An 18,302-nucleotide genomic window follows, 5' to 3' on the forward strand; every position below is an offset into this window, starting at 1 on the left:
CGCATGGAGAACGCCGCACCGACTCCCCGGGACCGCCGGACGATCGTGGTCATCGGCGCCTCGACCGGGGGCCCGCGGACGCTGGAGATGATCTTCTCCCGGTTCCCGCTCGTGGATGCCGCCGTCGTCGTCGTCCAGCACATGCCCCGTTACATCAACAGCGGGCTCTGCCGGCACCTTGCGGAGACCTCCCGGATGGAGGTCAGGGTCGTGGAGGACGGCGACGCGGTGGAGCACGGCACGATCTACGTGGCCCCAAGCGACGTCCATCTGAAGTTCGTCGGCAACCGGCGGCTCGCTCTCTTCGACGACGAGAAGGTCCGGTACGCCAGGCCCTCGATCGACATCGCGATGACGTCGCTTGAGCCAAACGGCGCCGACCGGTTCGTCGGGGTGATCCTCTCGGGAATGGGCGACGACGGTGCCGGGGGGATCCGTCATATCAAGGCCATCGGGGGGGCCACCTTCGCGCAGGCCCTTCCTACCTGCGCCATCCACGCCATGCCCCGCGCCGCGTTCGAGACCGGGCGGGTCGACCGGATGCTCCCGCCCGAGGAGATCCGGGAGGAGATCATCCGGATCGCGGGCACCCTCTGAGGGGGCCGGCCCCCGCCCCCGACGTTTCTAAATGGGTGAACGACCCATACTCCCTGCATGGAGGTCTCACCTTTCCTCGCCCGGTACCTCGACGGCCTGACCGAGGAGCTTGAGGCCGCGATGAAGGTTGCCGCCGCCGCGCGGACGCGCGGGCTCGATCCGACGATGGAGATCGAGATCCCGATCGCGAGCGATCTTGCCGACCGCGTGGAGGCGCTCCTCGGCTACAAAGGGATCGCGGCCCGGATCCGGGAGCTCGAGGAGGAGATGTCCCGTGAGGAGGCGGCGCTCCGGATCGGCGACGATTTCGTGGCCAGGAAGTTTGGCGAGACCACGCCGGAGGAGATCCTCGACCACGCCATCCGGGGGGCGATGGCGCTCCTGACCGAAGGTGTGGTGGCCGCCCCGACGGAGGGGATCGGGAAGGTCAGCCTCGGCAAGAACGACGACGGGACCGAATACTTAAAGATCTACTACGCTGGCCCCATCCGGAGCGCCGGCGGGACGGCGCAGGCGCTCTCGGTCCTGGTGGGCGACTACGTCCGCCAGGCGCTCGGCATCAACCGCTACATCCCCCGCCCCGAGGAGGTTGAGCGCTACATCGAGGAGATCCGGCAGTACAACAACATCATGAGCCTCCAGTATCTCCCGAGCGAAAAAGAGCTCCGGATGATCATCGAGAACTGCCCGGTCTGCATCGACGGGGAACCGACCGAGCAGCAGGAGGTGAGCGGCTACCGGAACCTGGAGCGGGTGGAGACGAACACCGTCCGGGGCGGCATGGCGCTCGTCGTCGCGGAAGGGCTCGCGCTGAAAGCCCCGAAAGTCTTGAAGAACGTCCGCAAGATGAAGATGCAGGGCTGGGACTGGCTCGAGGTGATGATCGGCGGCGGCCCCAAGACCGGCGACGATGATGCGGGCGCCGTGATCAAGCCGAAGGACAAGTACATCCGGGACCTGATCGGCGGGCGGCCGGTCTTTTCGTACCCGATGCGGAAGGGCGGGTTCCGGCTGCGACTCGGCCGGGCTCGGAACACCGGGTTTGCGGCGGCGGGTCTGAACCCGGCGACGATGCACATCCTCGGGGACTTCCTCGCGGTCGGGACCCAGATGAAGGTCGAACGGCCCGGAAAGGCGGCCGGAATCGTGCCGGTGGACTCGATCCAGGGGCCGACGGTCAAGCTCCGGAGCGGCGAGGTGCGGCGGGTCGACGACAAAGCGGAGGCAAAACGGATTGCGGGGCAGGTCGAGGAGATCCTCGACGTCGGCGAGATCCTGATCAGCTTCGGGGAGTTCATGGAGAACAACCACCCGCTGATGCCGCCGAGTTACTGCGAGGAGTGGTGGCGGCTCGAGGGCGGCCCCCGGCACCCGGAGAGCGAACTCGAAGCGATCGAGTTCGCGCTCGACGGGGCACCCCTCCATCCCGATTACACCTACATGTGGGACGACGTCGCCCCAGCCGATATCGCTCTCCTCGCGGACCGCGTCAGCACCGGCGGCAGGGTCGAGGACGGGGTGCTGATGCTGCCGCACACCCCGGAGGTGAAGGCGGTCCTCGAGGAGCTCCTGGTTCCCCACCACCTTGCCGGCGACCATATCGCGCTCCCCGAGCACCTGGTCTTCCTCGCCTGCCTCGGCCTGACGCTCCACCTCGAGAAGAAGCCTGCGTGGCAGGACGCCCCGATGGAGAACTCGCTCGGCCTCGTGATGCACCTCTCGGGTTTCCTCGTCCGGTCGCGGGCGGGCACCCGGATCGGCGGGCGGATGGGCCGGCCGGGGAAGTCGAAGCCGCGGGAGATGAAGCCGCCGCCCCACTCTCTCTTCCCGATAGGGGACGAAGGCGGGGCTCGCCGGTCGTTTCAGGCAGCAAGGGCCGGAAAGCCCCGGTCGAACATGGACGGCGGGGTGGTCGAGGTCGAGGTCGGGGAGCGGCGCTGCCCGACCTGCGGGACCTTCACCTACAAGAACCTCTGCACCTGCGGGGCGCACACGCGGCCGGTCCTCCGGTGCCCGAAGTGCAGCAAGGAGGTCGGCAAAGACGTCTGCCCCCGGTGCAACGTGCCGACGGTCTGCCTCCAGAAGATCTCGATCAACATCAAGACCGAGTACGCGGCGGCGCTGGAACGTCTCGGGATCCGCGACTCGGCGATCCCGCTCCTCAAAGGCGTCAAAGGCCTGATCTCCCGCGAGCGGCCGGTGGAGTCGATCGAGAAAGGGGTTCTCCGGGCGTTGCAGAACCTTTATGTCTTCAAGGACGGGACCGTCCGCTACGATATGATCGACCTTCCCCTGACCCATTTCCGGCCGGACGAGGTCGGCGTTCCGATCGAGCGGCTCCGGGAACTCGGCTACGCTCAGGACATCTACGGCAACGACCTCGTCTCCACCGACCAGGTGCTGGAACTCCGCCACCAGGACATCCTGGTCTCACAGGACTGCGGCGAGTGGCTGGTCCGGGTGGCGAAGTTCGTCGACGACCTCCTGGTGCGGGTCTACGGGCTCGAACCCTTCTACCGGGCGGAGAAGCCGCTCGACCTCGTGGGCCACCTCCTGATGGCGCTTGCTCCGCACACGAGCGCCGGGGTCCTCTGCCGGCTGATCGGCTACTCGAAGGCCGCGGTCGGCTACGGCCACCCGTTCTTCCACGCGGCGAAACGGCGGAACTGTTTTGCGGGCGAGACAGAGATAACGGTCTCCGATGGTCGCCGGTGGACGACGGTGCCGATCCGGCAGTTCGTAACGGAAAATTTCGATCTCTCGAAACCGGGGATCGACCATGTCGGGACGTTCTACTCCGACCCCCGGCAGCCGTTCTACGTCCGGAGCATCGATCCGCAGGGGATGGTCAGCATCAAGAAGGTCACGTCGGTCTCGGTCCACCGGGCCCCGGCGCACCTTGTCCGGTTCGCGACCCGGCGGGGGAAGGTCCTCACGGTCACCCCCGACCACGCGATGCTGGTCTGGGATACCGATTACCTGAAGAAGATCCGGGCGCTCGAGGTGAAGATCGGCGATAAGGTCCCGGCGGAGGAGGGGGGGCTCGTCGTGGCCGACGAGGTCGTCAGCCGCGAGACCGTGCAAGCGCTCGACGACCGGGTCTACTGCCTCACGGTCGCGGAGAACCATACCCTGGTCGCGAACGGGATCTTCTGCGGACAGTGCGACGGGGACGAGGACTGCGTGATGCTCCTCCTCGACGGCCTGATCAACTTCTCCCGCGCCTTCCTCCCGGAGACGCGAGGCGGGACGATGGACGCCCCGCTCGTCCTGACGACCCGGATCGACCCGGCGGAGGTCGACAAGGAGAGCCTGAACGTCGACGTCTGCGACCACTACCCGATCGAGGTCTACAACGGCTGCCTCACCTACACCCACCCAAAAGACCTCGACAAATACGTCGATAGGGTGGAGCGGCGACTCGGCACCCCGGCCCAGGTCGAGGGGTTCTTCTACACCCACCCGACCTCGGACATCTCGGCGGGGCCGCTCGAGTCGACCTACACGCTGCTCGGCTCGATGCTCGACAAACTCGAGGCGGAGCTCGACCTCGCAGAGAAGATCCGTGCCGTGGACGCCGACGACGTCGCGGAGAGAGTCTTAAACACCCATTTCATCCGCGACCTCCAGGGCAACCTCAACGCGTTCTCAAAGCAAAAGGTCCGGTGCATGAAGTGCAACGCGAAGTACCGGCGGATGCCGCTTGCGGGCAAGTGCACCCGCTGCGGGGGCAACGTCATCCCCACCGTCCACGAGGGGTCGGTGAAGAAGTACCTGGAGATGTCGCGCAACATCTGCGAAACCTACGCGATATCGGAGTATACGAAGCAGCGGGTCGAGGTGCTCTTCATGCAGATCGAGTCGACCTTCGGCGAGCCCCCGGAGCGGCAACTGGGGCTCGCGGACTTCATGTGAGGCGTGATGGAGGCCGCAGAGGTTCTCTCGGCGATCAGGGCCGGTCTCCCCGTCAGGGGCGACCGGCGGCGGCCCGAGGTCGAGCCGGTGGCCGGGCTCCCGGCCTATCGGCTGACGACGGCCGCGTCGCGGGCGGACCGGACGGTCCTCTTCTTCCACGGCGGCAGGTTTACCTCCGGCTCGACGGCTGAATCGCTTGATATCTGCGCCCGGATTGCGGATGCTGCATGTGCAGAGGTCATCTCGGTCGACTACCGGCTCGCGCCGGCGCACCCCTTCCCGGCGGCGGTGGTAGACTGCCTTGCCGCCTACCGGCACCTGCTCATGGATGGTTACGCCCCTGAGCGGGTGGTGCCGGTCGGGCTCTCGGCCGGGGGGACGCTCGCCCTCTCGATGCTTCTATCCGCCGGGAGCCAGGGGCTCCCGATGCCGGCGGCCGGAGTCCTGCTCTCCCCGCCGGTCGAGATGCTCTTCCTCGGCGATTCGGTCCTCCTGAACCGGCGGACGGACTGGCTGGCGCCGCAGGACCTCGCCGAGATGCGGGAGGACTACCTCCTCGGCGCCGATCCGGCGGACCCGCTGGCGTCGCCGCTCTACGCGGACCTCTCCGGGCTGCCGCCGCTGATGGTCCAGGCCGGGGGCGGGGAGGTGCTGATCGACGGGATCTGTGCGTTCGTCAGCACCGCCCGGCTCCAGGGGGTGCCGGTCACGTTCGACGTCGCGGAGGGGATGTTTCACTGCTGGCAGGCGTTCGCGGCGGTCCTTCCCGAGGGCGCGGCGGCGATCGAGCGGGTCGGGGCGTTCGTCCGCCGGCACGTGCCGAACGAGGGGTGAGGGGGGCGGCCGGGCATCAAGCTCATTAGGCCGGAGGTTCTATTGGTACAGGCGCGAGTGTTACCGAGCGGCCAAAGGTGATCGACTCAAGATCGATTCTCGAAGGGGTTCGCAGGTTCGAATCCTGCCACTCGCATTCTGTTTTTCCGGGTTGTGGATTTCGCTTGAAAATTCAGCGCCGGTCAACTAGGATCGGTGTTGGTGCTAGAGACCCAGGCCCGGGCATGCGGGTCAGTACCACTCGACCATACCCACTGATGGTGAAGTTTAGCCTAACTGACGGCGATCCCGCATCTCCGGACATTCACTTTCTGCCGTTAATATAGTGTGGGCCACTTTCGCACACCTATCGTTCATTACGTTGAAAACAAGTCTAAGAAGAATTACAATGTGCATCTTATATAGTTCACCCAATCGAGTACGCAAAATTATATATAAGATAAGCCCTACATCCCATCCCTGTCTACAGAACGGACGGATGAATCAAGGGAGGATCGAGTTTGAATTTAACGAAAATTCCGTCATTATCAGCAATCATTAGTCTAAACAGGCGTTTCCAGTACTCTTTCTCTACTTCATCACGATACTGCATCACCCCCCCGTGACTCCCGGGCGGTGAACCGCAGCCGTACCGCTGCTGCCCCGCTTTGGACTCCTCTCGTTCGAAAAGACACGAAGTACAGCTGAACATGGCCGCCTGTAGAGCCAGCTGGCGAGGTGCGGGACCGTTCTCCAGGAGATGGACCTGGGACCGGCATGATCCCTGAAGCAAATCTGGGAGATGCCTGCCTCTCGCGTCCACTTTCCCGTGAAAGACGATGCAAACGCGAAAAGCATCAACGCTATAGACTCCATCAGGCGGCTCTATGAAATCGAATGAGACATGAACATGAAAGTGCATGTAAATGGGATCGCAGGAGTACTAACTCTGCTCCTGCTGATAGGGATCGCCATGGTACCGGCGTCGGCCGGCACATGGCAAATCGAGACCGTCGATTCCGCGGGAGATGTCGGGGAGCACACCTCGCTGGCCCTGGATCCGACCACCGGCAACCCCCGGATCAGTTACTACGATTTCACGAACGGTCATCTGAAGTATGCTGCCCGTGACGGGTCGACCTGGCAGATCGAGACCGTCGATCCCGCGGAAGATGTTGGGGAGTTCACCTCCCTGGCCCTGGACCCGGCCACCGGCCACCCACGGATCAGTTACTATGACTCTACGAACAGCGACCTGAAGTATGCCGCCTGGGACGGGTCAGCCTGGCAGATCGAGACCGTCAATCCCGCGGGAGATGTCGGGGAGTTCACCTCCCTGGCCCTGGACCCGGCCACCGGCCACCCACGGATCAGTTACTATGACACAACCGGTGATCTGAAGTATGCTGCCCATGACGGGTCGGCCTGGCAGATCGAGACCGTCGATTCCGAGGGAGATGTCGGGCTTGATCTCTCCCTGGCCCTGGACCCGACCACCGGTTACCCCAAGATCAGTTACTATGACTATACGAACTATGACCTGAAGTATGCTGCCTGGAACGGATCGGCTTGGCAGATCGAGACCATCGATTCCGTGGAGCCCTGGGTGTGCATCTCCCTGGCCCTGGACCCGACCACCGGCTACCCGCGGATCGCCTACTCCGATGATAGCCTGTTGGGAGGAGGCCTGAAGTATGCTGCCTGGGACGGGTCGACCTGGCAAATAAAGAAGTTTGCACCCGAAGGGCTTTGGGGAAGTAGGATCTCCCTGGCCCTGGACCCGACCACCGGCTACCCCAGGATCAGCCACGATGAATCCCACCGGTTGGAGTATGTTACCTGGAACGGGTCAGTCTGGCGGTCCGAGGTCGTCGATTCCTCGAGAGAAGTGGGGTCCCCCTCTCTGGCCCTGGACCCGACCACCGGCTACCCCAGGATCAGTTACTATGAAGACATAACTCGTTCCGGGGAGATAACCCAGGACCTGAAGTATGCAGCCCTGCAGCCCGATAATGTCCCCCCTTCGATCACCGCAATCACGGTCCCCGCGGACCCCCTTCCCGTGAACACCACGGTCAGCGTCAGCGCAACCTTCACGGATCCGGATGCGGGCAACACCCACACCGCGGTGTGGGACTGGGGTGACGGTACCACCAGCGCCGGGACCGTGACCGGACCCAACAGTGCGGGCACCGTCAACGGTTCGCACACCTACACCGCGCCCGGGACCTACACCATCACCCTGACCGTGACAGACAACGACGGATCTTCGGACTCCGATACCGCAATCATCACTGTGAGGGCGCAAACTCCTGCAGAAGCGACATCGAACCTGATCACCCGGGTGGAGAGCCTCGGTTTACCGCACGGCATCGAGAATGCGCTCACAGCCATACTGGAGAACGCCATCGCGGCGCTGAACAACGGTGATGAGAATGCAGCCGGCAACGCCCTCAATGCCTTCATGAACCAGGTGGAGGCGCAGAAAGGAAAGAAATTGACTGTCGGAGAAGCCGACGCTCTGATCGCCATGGCGCAGACGATTGTCGATAGCATCTAGGCTGCGGAATCGCCAGTTAGAGCTTCTATCTCCCTTTTTTTCACGCACACCGAGACACCCTTTGCGTATGTATCTGGTGGAGCGGCTAAACGGATTAGCAAACCTGCCTTTGGTTAGAGAAAGTGGACCCCACTGCCCAAGCACTGTCGGGAAGGCAACTGAGAATTCGGCAATCCCTTTAATTCGTTAACGAAAGGCTATCGGCTGCATTTTGAAGACGGTTAAAACCTAAATGGATCACACGCACTCTCCGCCCTATGAACCGATCAAAACAGCATGATTTCCCCTTGCTTGACCCAGAGAGCACGACAGTCACTATCACAGGAGGTTGAAAATCATAAGACCCTTCAGATAAAAGTTGGGGTCATGGCCTTCCGGGAAATTGACGATGATCTCTGGGAAGTTGCCCGGAAATATCTCCCGCCAACAAAGTCACACATCCGCCGACCCCAGTGTGACCTCCGCAGCCCACGGAAAATCTTCGATTTTCCTAACAAAAGAACGTCCATGTGTTCAACGGCATCCTGTGTGTCCTGACCACCGGCTGCACCTGGTACGATGTTCCGGAGAAATACAATATCAAGTCGACGGTTTACCGGTACCACCTCGAACTCTACGAGAAGGAAGTGTACCAGGCGATCTTCCTCGACCTGCTCCGATCCGGCTACGAGATCCAAAAGACACGGAAAATCAGAGATTTTCCTGACAGGAAACTGCAGGGCAGTTTCCGTGTCGATCTCTCGCACTGTGCGACAGATACCAAGAATATCCCCCGCAAAAAGGGGGATCGACCGGCTATGACGGCTATAAAAAGGTAAAGGGAAAAAATTGAGTGTTCTGGTCGATCGGAAGGTCTCCCCCTTGCCTGCGCGGTTGCACCCGCCAATATCCATGATTCCCGGCTCTATGAACCAACCATCCAAGCATTTGAGATTCCAGAGGCTCAGATTCGTCCCATGATCATCGCAGCAGATGCAGTATACGGTGCCACGAAAATTCGTTGGTACAATCGGAAACGAGGAATCCGGAGCAATATCCCGGTCGACAGGAGAGCCCGGAGACATCCGAAACGAGGGAGGCCATTCTGGTTTGGTCCTGAGGTGTACAAGAAACACAATGCAGTTGAGCGGTTCTTCAGCGGGATTGAGGCGTTCAAAACGATAGTTCCCCGATACGGGCGATATGAACACTCATTCCGGGGATTGATCCACCTGGCATGCAGTGTCAGCATCCGGAGAGTATTGGGATGAACTCAGGATTATTTCTGAATAAACAGCTCTTGAACATAGTTCTCAGTTTTCATCATATAAAGTATAAAGGATCCACATTTTCGGGAGGAATAAAGCACCAAGTAAGGCACCAAGTACAAAATGAGAGGCGCTTATTGGGTATATTTCATTTTTCCTTCAGGATCGACAGAGTCTATCGAACGAGCATCGCAAGCCCCATATTTTTTGAAATTTGCTCGGCCTTCACCGAGCGTCATGTGATTAGGGCCGCTAAGATCCTCATCGTGATCTACACCGTCATCCTCCCAGAAGCAGACATCGCAGATAAAATACATACCTCGTTGATCGAACGTCCTGTAACCGCAGCAAGGACATTTTAAAAGTTCCTCTTCGGATCCCATAATCGAGGTGATAGCAGGGTTATGCTTTCGGAGTTTTTGTAAAATATAATCGTTCCTTACGCCGTAATAATTTGGAGTATGTAAGTAAATCAGATAGTCGTATTTCGGATTGGACGGATTGTTTGGCATATTCTCATGCATGATCTCATGTATCATATTCTCTGAGAGACGTCCACAAAGTTCCTCTCTAATGTGTTTTTCGGAGATAAACGGGTAGTAGTCCCAAATACTGGCTAACACCTTTTTCCTATCATCAACCGACAATTCGAGGACATCCAACTTCAAAGTAACCAGTCTTGCAAGTGATCGGGGAATTTCACCGGAAAGACTGCAGACATCCAGCAGACTACTGAATTCGTCGTACGACAGGATTTTAAAATCCTCACCTGATTCCATAGTCAAATCTGGATAAATGGAGGCAATAAAGAGATCCATTTTGGGAAGTCATAGGGGATCATCCACTCTCACTTCAAGATGTTGAATTTCAATTTACATCATCGCAATTATACTCGCTTCTCAATATCGCCTCCATCCTGGGGATCAACAGAGCATGCATCGTAGAAAGCGACCATCCCAGTTTTTCCATTTTAGAAAAGCAGATGAGATTTATTTTCGATGCTATCTTCCTCACTTTAGGATCAATTGAGAATGAAATAGGTACTTTCCCAAACACATCCCAAAGAATCTGAACATTGGGAGGAATATGGGTGATTCCCCAAATCGACCCTAATGAGATAGAAAGCAGAGGGTTTGGATTACTGATCCCGATAATAGTATTTCGCTGAGCGGCGATTACCGGCATAGGTGATCTGGAGATACTGATCTTTAAGCTCTCTCATGAGACGTTTCACCTGGTCCCCGTTGAGGCAGGTGATCTTCTGAATATCAGTGTTTGGGGGATAATCTCTGGCAAATGCCTCTGCTGGTGGAGCTGGAGCCGGGCAGGAGCCTCCTCGACCACATCGCGCTCATCCAGGACCTGGAGGAAGACCTTGATTGCCGGGTGGACGTGGTGACGGAGACGGCACTCAAGGAACGCTACAAAAAGCGGATACTCAAAGAGGCAGTGCCGTTATGAGGGCCGGGAACGAACGGCTCCTCGATATCCTGGAAGCGATCGGCGAGATTGAGCGGTATGCGGTTCGGGGGCGCGAGACATTCCTGCAGGATGAACTGGTGCAGGTCTGGATGATTCACCACCTCCAGATCATCGGGGAAGCAGCCGCATGCCTTCGCATACTTCCGCGTGGATCCTGAAGAGGTCTGGGCGGTCGTGAATCGTGATGTCCCCACTCTCAGGAAGACGATCGTGGCGTTGCTCTCAGATGCGGAAGGCACCGAATAGCACTTCAACCGCCTGCAATGTTCCGCTTCAGGTTACGGCCGAGCACTTAAGGGGCAACAGACCGATCGTTTGCGGCGGCTGAAGAGATCGACCGCAGCATGAAGCGCTGACCGGAACCGCCTATCCGGGACAGCAACCTCATCCCGGCGATCCGTGAAATACTAATTTAGTAGAGATTAGTAGTTTGTTAGTAGTTCGCGGCAGCGATGACCGGGGGACACTTGCTAATACATGGATTCGTTCCGGGTCGATTCACCCCCCCCATTCACTCCCGGCTGCAACTTTCCTGCCCGATCGACAACCGCGAGCATCTGCCTTAGAAGATCACGAATCCGGCCCTCCCTTTTAGAAAGGCGATCAGGTCGTGCAGGACTCCCCTGGAAAAACCCATCCTCAGGAAGAGATCTGCCTTCCCCAAAACCTTTATTGTTAAACAACTTAACAAAGATATAGCACACCCCACCGGGTACGCGGAGGAAGGATGCCGGAAAGAACGGATCTGCTGAGACTGTCGGAGGCGTGGATACGCGTCCTCAACAAGATGAATGCCCACGAGAAGTCCCCCCGGGATTTCGGGTCGGGGGACCTCCTCTACTGCTCCGAGATCCACACCATCATGGCGATCGGGAAGAACCCGGACATCAACCTCACGAACCTCTCCCGGCTGCTCGGCATCTCCCGGAGTGCCATCACCCAGATGATCAGGAGGCTTGCAGCAAAGGATCTTGTCGTGAAACAAAAGGATCCCGCCAACGCCAAAGAGGTCCTCGTCCGGCTCACTCCCCACGGTACGGTAGCGTATCTCGGTCACGAACAGCACCATGCAAAGATCTATGCACAGGTGCACAGGAGACTCGGGGATCCCTCCGATGCAGAGATTGACCTGATCCTCCGGTTCCTCACCGCGATCGAAGATGCCGTCGACGAACACGACGGGGAAGAGGAGTAATTTTTTTTCGTGGAGTAAATTGTTAACTAACTTAACATAATGGTGAACAACATGGGAACAACCGGCACATCTCGCAATCAGGCGGACCCTGTCTGCACATACTCGTTCTGGCACATGATCATGCTCGACAACCCGTTCCGGCTCTGGCTCCAGAGCCCGAAAAAGATCCTGCAGGGCCACATCCGGCCCGGTATGACCGTGATCGACATCGGGTGCGGGCCCGGGAACTTTACGCGGGCCATGGCCGAGATGGCGGGAGAGCGCGGGAGCGTGATCGGAGTCGATCTGCAGGCGGAGATGCTCCGTCATGCGCAGGAGAAATGCGCACGCGATGGTCCCGGTGCACGGATTACCTGGCACCAGTGCCTGCCGGAGAGCCTCGGGATCACGGCAGATGCCGACTTTGCCCTCTCCTTCTACATGGTGCACGAGGTCCCGGACCAGAACCGGCTCTTTTCGGAAGTGTTCGCCCTCCTCAGACCGGGTAGCAGATACCTTGTCGTCGAGCCGGTATTCCACGTGACCGACGAGGCGTTCGATGAAACGGTCCGGGCCGCCGCCCGCGCCGGGTTTGTGGTCGTGGAGCGGCCGGCACTCCCCCTGAGCAGGACAATGCTGCTCGAAAGACCGGCGTAGGTGAGAGCATGAAGATCCTCATCCTCTATTTCTCCGCTACCGGGAACACGGCCGGAATCGCGCACGAACTCAGGACCAGATTCACCGAACTAGGGGTGACGGCGGATGAGGTCGACATCACCCCGCCCGCCGTACGGAGAGACGGGGTTGCAATTGAGCCGTACGATGCCGTCGTCTTTGGCTTTCCGGTCCACTCCTGGCGTGCACCCGCGGTTGTCCGGGACTGGCTCCGTACGCTTGACGGCAGACAGAAGCGATGCTCGACCTTCTTCACGTACGGCGGCTTCGGTATCCACCCGGCACACGAATCGACACGGAAGATCCTCACCGGGCAGGGTTTCGTCGTCGTCTCATCCGCCGAATTCCTGGCTCCCCATACCTTCAACCTCGGCGGCTGGAAGGCAATGGAAGGGCGGCCCGACACGTCGGACCTTGAGGTTGCACGCGAGTATGCCGCACGGACGCTCCAGCGCTTCGCCGGAACCGATCAGGCGGTTCTCGGCAGCCTTGAGGCAACGCGTTACAGCGACGACGAGCTCGATGCCATCGAGAGATTCCGTTTCCGGGTCGTGACAGAACTCCCTTCCCGTACGGGGAGAGAGTGCAGCATGTGCCGTGCCTGCGAGGAGATCTGCCCCGCAGAGGCAATGGATGCCGCAAGAGGGGAAGCAGATCCAGATCGGTGTATCGTCTGCCTTGGGTGCGTTGCCGCCTGCCCGGAGCAGGCCCTTTCCGTCAACGATCTCTCGGCAAGCTGGGATATGAAACTGAAGATGGAGAAGATCACCGTCGCGGAGATGGAATCAAAAAAGAGCAGGATATACCTCTGATATCGCGCCGGTCGGCCGGAGGCGGAGGGTGTAGTCTTTCGTCCGGATGAGATCGCCCTTTTCCATGCTGCCGGTCTCGATGACCTTCACCTGTTCGGACATCTGAAGGTCGGGGATGCCCGGGGAGGGACAGGCTTCCGGGCCGCCTTGCTTCGATCATTGTTGCCACCATCTATCAGTCTGATACATTCTGATAGATATCGTAAACGAGGTGATAGAGGAATTGTCCCGGAACACCTTTGCCAGGAGAGGTACACCCGCTCGCGGCTCATTTTGGGATGGTCCCGGCATGAACACTCACCCCTGGCCAGACCCACCCGGCGTGCGCCATCATGATCTGGAGAATTATGAGATGGCGACCCGCATGGGTATATTCGCCGGATCAGCCCTTAACTAAAAAGATAAAAACAGTCTGAAACCCCAGGCGGCTTACTTGATCTTCTTCTCGAGCTTCTTGAGTTTCTTCTTGGCGGCCTCGCTGCCCGCAGCCGCCTGCTGCGCGAGATCTTCTGCCTTGGCCTTCTTTGCTTTGTTTAACTTTTCCATTTGTTTCTTGCTTGTCGGCATCCAGTTACCTCGATACGTCTTTGACTGGTTCTATTCACCGTTTTTCTTCATATACATATCCCTGATCGTTTTACCTGCCGAGAAAACTTCAAATAAATGAAAAATTGGCCCGTTCAACGGTTATGTGGGGGCCGCCAGGGGCCGGGGGGCAGCGTCGGGATCGCCGTCCGCCGGGACCGTGACCGCACACCCGTCGCCCTCATCTATGGCGTCACAGAGGCCGAACACGGGGTGCTACTCCCGGGGTCAGGGGCAGTCTTCCGGGGAACCGGCTCACGGGCCCGATCTCCCAACTACTAATTTAGTAGAAATTGGTAGTTCACGGCAGCGATGCCCGGGCAAGGCGCAGCGAGATCCTCCACCGCACAAAACGGGCCGCCCGGCAGACAGACAATTATATACTTTTCGTGACGTTACCCCCCTGGAGAACCCTGCACGAGGATCTCCCTGCCGATGGTGATCCTGCCGGGCGGGGCTGTGCCGTATGCAGACCGCTGACCCGGAAACGGAGGTACGACCCGAGGTACTACAGTTACTGGATGCCATGGAGGATGCCGTCATCCTCGCCGATGCCGGCATGAACGTCCGCGCCGTCACCCCTTCCATGGAGCGCCTCGCCGGGATCTCCGCCGATGACGCCCTCGGTGCGGACGCGGTCCGCATCGTCGCCGACCGGATCCTGCCGGAAGCGGACCAGGACGCGAGGGAGCGGATCCTCTCGCTGCTCCAGAGCCGCACCGGTTCCGGAGGAATCACGGTCAGGGTATCCCCGGCCGCCGGGGAGCGGTGGTACGCCTTCTCCTCCCGGCGGTTGATGGAGACCGGCGACTGGCTCATACGGTTCCGCGACGTCACCCGCCGGGAGGCCGCCGAAGGAGAGGCGCGGCGGAGATCGGACGACCTGGCCTTCCTCTCGCGGGCGGCGACGGAGCTTGCCGCAGTGCCGCCCGAAGCCGACCTCTTCCCCGCCATCGGTGCCTTCCTCCACGAACTCGCGCCCGGCTCCGTCGTCATCGTGAGCACCGCCGATATCCGGGCGGGCACCCTGACACCCCGGGCGTTCTTCGGCATCGAGCCGTTCCTGCCGGATATCGTCGAGGTCTTCGGGGAGGACCTCACCGGGATCTCGCTCGACATCCCCCCGCATATCCGGTCAATCATGCTCCGCGGCGAGATCGAGGAGGTGAAAGGAGGACTGGAAGAGATCGCCCTCGGCCAGATCTCGCAGGAGATCTGCCGTAAATTCGAGGATCTTGCCGGCTTCGGGGCAATGTACTGCATCCCGTTCGCCTGGAAAGGCGAAATCTTCGGGTCGGCGGTGATCCTCACCCGACGGGAGGGCGGAGAGGTCAACCTCCGGGCCGTCGAGGTCTTCCGGAACCTTGCTTCGATTGCCCTCCAGCGGCACCGGGCAGAGGCCGACCTGCGGGAGAGCGAAAAGACGTTCCGCGCCCTCATCGAGAAGGGCTCAGAATTCATCCTCATTGTCGACGATCAGTTCAAGATCCGGTTTGCGAGCCCGCCTATCGAGCGGCTGGACGGCTTTCCGCCCGAGACGCTGGTCGGGAAGCGTGCGTTCGATATGATCCAGCCTGAGGATCTGCCGCGGGTGAAGGAAGTGGTATCGGCCCTGGCAGAGAGGCCGGGAGGGAGCGTGCAGTTCGAGGTCCGCTTCAGGGGCCCGCGCGGCACGCACGTGATCGAGGCGATCGTGACCAACCTCTTAGACGACCCCAGTATCAGGGGTTTTGTCGTAAACGCATGGGACATCACGGAGCGGAAACGGACAGAAGAAGCCCTGCGGCGGGCAGAACAGGAGAAAGGCCTTATCCTGGACTCGACCGCCGAGATGTTCGCCTACTACGACACGGATCTTAAGGTGCTCTGGGTCAACCGCGCCGCCGCCGCATTCATCGGCAGGGAGCCGGAGGATCTGGTCGGGCACCGGTGTTATGAGATATGGCACAACCGTACAGGTGTCTGCGACGTATGCCCGGTAGTCCTTGCCCGCGAGACCGGAGAGCCGCGGGAAGCCGAGATCACCACTCCCGACGGGAGGGTCTTCTTCCTCAGGGGGTATCCCGTCACCGACGAGAGCGGGGAACTGACGGGCCTCATCGAGTTCGCGCAGGAGATCACCGAACGCAAACAGGCCGAGCAGGAACTCCGGATCAAAGATATGGCGATAGCGTCGTCGCTCGACGCCATCTCCCTCGCCACTCTCGACGGGAAGATCACCTACGTCAACCATGCCTTCCTCGTCATGCACGGGTGGGAGCGGGAGGACGAGGTTCTCGGAGAGCCGGCATCGGCGCTCTGGGCCGACCCGGAGGAGGCGCAACGGGTCGGCGACGAGTTCCTCCTGGCCGGCACCTGGTCAGGGGAGACGGAGGGGCGACGGCGGGACGGGTCGACCTTCCCCATGCAGCTCGCCCTCTCGGTCGTCACCGACGAGGAAGGGAGACCACTCTGCGTGATGGGGTCGGGGATCGATATCACCGAGCGGAAACGTGCAGAGGAGGGGCTCAGAGCAGCAAACGCCTACAACAGGAGCCTCGTTGAAGCCAACCTCGACCCGCTCGTCACCATCGGTCCCGACGGGAGGATCACCGACGTCAATACCGCCACCGAACAGGCAACAGGCTATGCACGTGACGAACTGATAGGAACGGACTTCTCCGATTACTTCACCGACCCCGAAGGAGCGAGGGCGGGATACCGGAAGGCCTTCGCGGAGGGGCAGGTGCGGGACTACCCGCTGGAGATCCGGCACCGCGACGGAACTACGATCCCGGTGCTCTACAACGCCTCCGTCTACCGCGACGAAGAAGGGGGGGTCAGAGGGGTCTTTGCGGCGGCCCGCGACATAACGGAGCGGAAACGGGCGGAGAAGGCACTGAGCGAGAGCGAGGAGCGCTACCGCACCCTCGTCGAACTGATGCCGGAGGGCGTCGTCGTGCACCGGAACGACGGCACCATCGTCTACGTGAACCCTGCCGGCGTCCGGATTGCTGGCGGGAAGGGGCCCGAAGACTTCGTGGGCAGGTCGCTTGACCGGTTCGTCCACCCCGATTACCAGGGTCCCGTTACCCAGAAGATCCGGCGGCTGCTGCAGGAGGGCACGAGTATCCCGGTATTCGAGCAGATGCTCCTGACCGTCGAAGGCCGGACCATCTGGGTCGAGGTCACGGCGGCCCCCATACTCTACGACGGCCGGCCGTCGATCATGGTCGTCTTCCATGACATCTCCGAACGCAAGCAGGCGCAGGAGGCGTTGCAGCGCCGGAGTACGGAACTCTCCATGCTGAACCGGCTGATCGGCGTCTCGGCGTCGGCCCTCACGCTCGACGAACTCGTCGAGTCGGCGCTCAACACCTCCCTTGCCCTCCTGAACCTCGATGCCGGCGCGATCTACCTGCTGGACCGGGAGGCGAACCTGGCGGTACTGATGAGCCGGCGGGGGATGAAGCGACCGGACGGGCTGCAGGCGATCGATATCTTCCAGCGCCCGCTCGACGAGATCTTCATCGCGGGCAGGCAGGTCCGGATCTCTGCCGGGACGCAGGCGAACGAGGTGGAGAGGGCCATGCTGGACGCTTTCGGCGTCTCCGCCCTCATCTGGATTCCGCTCATGGCCGAGTCGAGAATCGTGGGAGCACTGGCGGCGGGGCGCTTCACGGAGGAGGGGGTGCCGCAGAACACCGGATGGCTCATAGAGGCGATCAGCAAGGAGGTCGGGGCCGGCATCCTGCGCGGGACGCTGTATAAGCAGCTGGAGGCGGCCAACCGGGAGGCAAACCTGTATCTCGACATCCTCACGCACGACATCAGGAACGCCAACGGCGTCGCCATCCTGTATACCGACCTGCTGATGGATATCCTCGAAGGTGAGCCAAAGAATTACGTCCGGAAGATGAAGGGGAGCATCGATAAAAGCACGGAGATTCTGGCGAATGTTGCGATGATCCGCAAAATCCATCAGGAACATGCGCCGTTGAAGCCGATCGACCTTCACGGCGTGATCGTCAGCGAACAGAAGACCTTCCCCGAAGCCGGGATCAGATACGGGAGGGTCTCATACAGGGTCTGGGCGGACGACCTCCTTGCCGAGGTCTTCCACAACCTCATCGGGAACGCCGTCAAGTTCGGCGGCCCCGGCGTCGTCGTCACCATCTCGGCCGGGAGGCTCGACGGCAACGTCGTCGTCACCGTGGCCGACACCGGCCCCGGCGTTCCCGACGAACTGAAGGAGTCGATCTTCCATCGGTTCCAGCGAGGGCGGACCCGGGCGCGGGGGGAGGGGCTCGGCCTCTATATCTGCCGCACGCTCCTGGAACGATACGGCGGGCGCATCTGCGTCGAGGACCGGGTGCCGGGTTATCCCGAACGCGGGGCGGCATTCCGGTTCACGCTCAAGGAGGTCGCGGAGTGATCGGGGAGGGAGTTCCCGGCAGGTATTA

General features: G+C 60.6%; 13 protein-coding genes and 1 tRNA gene. 13 read left to right on the forward strand and 1 reads right to left on the reverse strand.

The window, feature by feature from the left end:
- Positions 1–3 precede the first annotated feature (3 nt).
- From F8E02_RS01490 to F8E02_RS13060, 7 genes are all read left to right on the forward strand, one after another.
- Positions 4–597: a CheB methylesterase domain-containing protein gene (locus F8E02_RS01490; RefSeq protein ID WP_317063668.1), complete on the forward strand. Its 594-nt coding sequence runs from the start codon at positions 4–6 to the stop codon at positions 595–597.
- 57 nt (positions 598–654) lie between these two features.
- A complete protein-coding gene (locus F8E02_RS01495) occupies positions 655–4,512 on the forward strand; it encodes a DNA-directed DNA polymerase II large subunit (RefSeq protein WP_317063669.1) in 3,858 nt (1,285 codons plus the stop codon).
- Between the two features lie 6 nt (positions 4,513–4,518).
- On the forward strand, positions 4,519–5,346 hold the full coding sequence (locus tag F8E02_RS01500) for an alpha/beta hydrolase (RefSeq protein ID WP_317063670.1): 828 nt from the start codon (positions 4,519–4,521) through the stop codon (positions 5,344–5,346).
- A gap of 53 nt (positions 5,347–5,399) precedes the next feature.
- Positions 5,400–5,482: transfer RNA gene (locus tag F8E02_RS01505), tRNA-Leu, on the forward strand.
- Between the two features lie 816 nt (positions 5,483–6,298).
- Positions 6,299–7,885, forward strand: coding sequence for a PKD domain-containing protein (locus F8E02_RS01510; protein WP_317063671.1), 1,587 nt, complete (start codon positions 6,299–6,301; stop codon positions 7,883–7,885).
- A 509-nt stretch (positions 7,886–8,394) separates the two neighbouring features.
- Positions 8,395–8,703: a transposase gene (locus F8E02_RS01515; protein WP_317063672.1), complete on the forward strand. Its 309-nt coding sequence runs from the start codon at positions 8,395–8,397 to the stop codon at positions 8,701–8,703.
- Positions 8,704–8,712: 9 nt separating this feature from the next.
- The gene (locus F8E02_RS13060) at positions 8,713–9,135 is read left to right on the forward strand and encodes a transposase (protein WP_394357921.1); all 423 of its coding nucleotides are present in this window, start codon (positions 8,713–8,715) and stop codon (positions 9,133–9,135) included.
- Between the two features lie 131 nt (positions 9,136–9,266).
- Here F8E02_RS13060 and F8E02_RS01520 read toward each other — a convergent pair whose 3' ends face one another.
- The gene (locus F8E02_RS01520) at positions 9,267–9,911 is read right to left on the reverse strand and encodes a CPCC family cysteine-rich protein (protein ID WP_317063673.1); all 645 of its coding nucleotides are present in this window, start codon (positions 9,909–9,911) and stop codon (positions 9,267–9,269) included.
- A 517-nt stretch (positions 9,912–10,428) separates the two neighbouring features.
- Here F8E02_RS01520 and F8E02_RS01525 point away from each other — a divergent pair.
- The 6 genes from F8E02_RS01525 to F8E02_RS01550 all read left to right on the forward strand — a co-directional run bounded on the left by F8E02_RS01525 (position 10,429) and on the right by F8E02_RS01550 (position 18,274).
- A complete protein-coding gene (locus F8E02_RS01525; RefSeq protein WP_317063674.1) occupies positions 10,429–10,593 on the forward strand; it encodes a nucleotidyltransferase family protein in 165 nt (54 codons plus the stop codon).
- Entirely contained in the window at positions 10,590–10,772 is a 183-nt protein-coding gene (locus F8E02_RS01530) for a HepT-like ribonuclease domain-containing protein (protein ID WP_317063675.1), read from the forward strand. Before F8E02_RS01525 ends, F8E02_RS01530 begins: the two co-directional genes overlap by 4 nt.
- Positions 10,773–11,341: 569 nt before the next feature.
- Complete coding sequence (locus F8E02_RS01535; RefSeq protein ID WP_317063676.1) at positions 11,342–11,809, forward strand: MarR family winged helix-turn-helix transcriptional regulator; 468 nt, start codon at positions 11,342–11,344, stop codon at positions 11,807–11,809.
- A gap of 39 nt (positions 11,810–11,848) precedes the next feature.
- Positions 11,849–12,445: a class I SAM-dependent methyltransferase gene (locus F8E02_RS01540; RefSeq protein ID WP_317063677.1), complete on the forward strand. Its 597-nt coding sequence runs from the start codon at positions 11,849–11,851 to the stop codon at positions 12,443–12,445.
- An 8-nt stretch (positions 12,446–12,453) separates the two neighbouring features.
- Positions 12,454–13,275: an EFR1 family ferrodoxin gene (locus F8E02_RS01545; RefSeq protein WP_317063678.1), complete on the forward strand. Its 822-nt coding sequence runs from the start codon at positions 12,454–12,456 to the stop codon at positions 13,273–13,275.
- A 1,051-nt stretch (positions 13,276–14,326) separates the two neighbouring features.
- A complete protein-coding gene (locus tag F8E02_RS01550) occupies positions 14,327–18,274 on the forward strand; it encodes a PAS domain S-box protein (RefSeq protein WP_317063679.1) in 3,948 nt (1,315 codons plus the stop codon).
- Positions 18,275–18,302 lie beyond the last annotated feature (28 nt).

Source organism: Methanoculleus caldifontis (assembly GCF_032842345.1).
Classification (GTDB): Archaea; Halobacteriota; Methanomicrobia; order Methanomicrobiales; family Methanoculleaceae; genus Methanoculleus; species Methanoculleus caldifontis.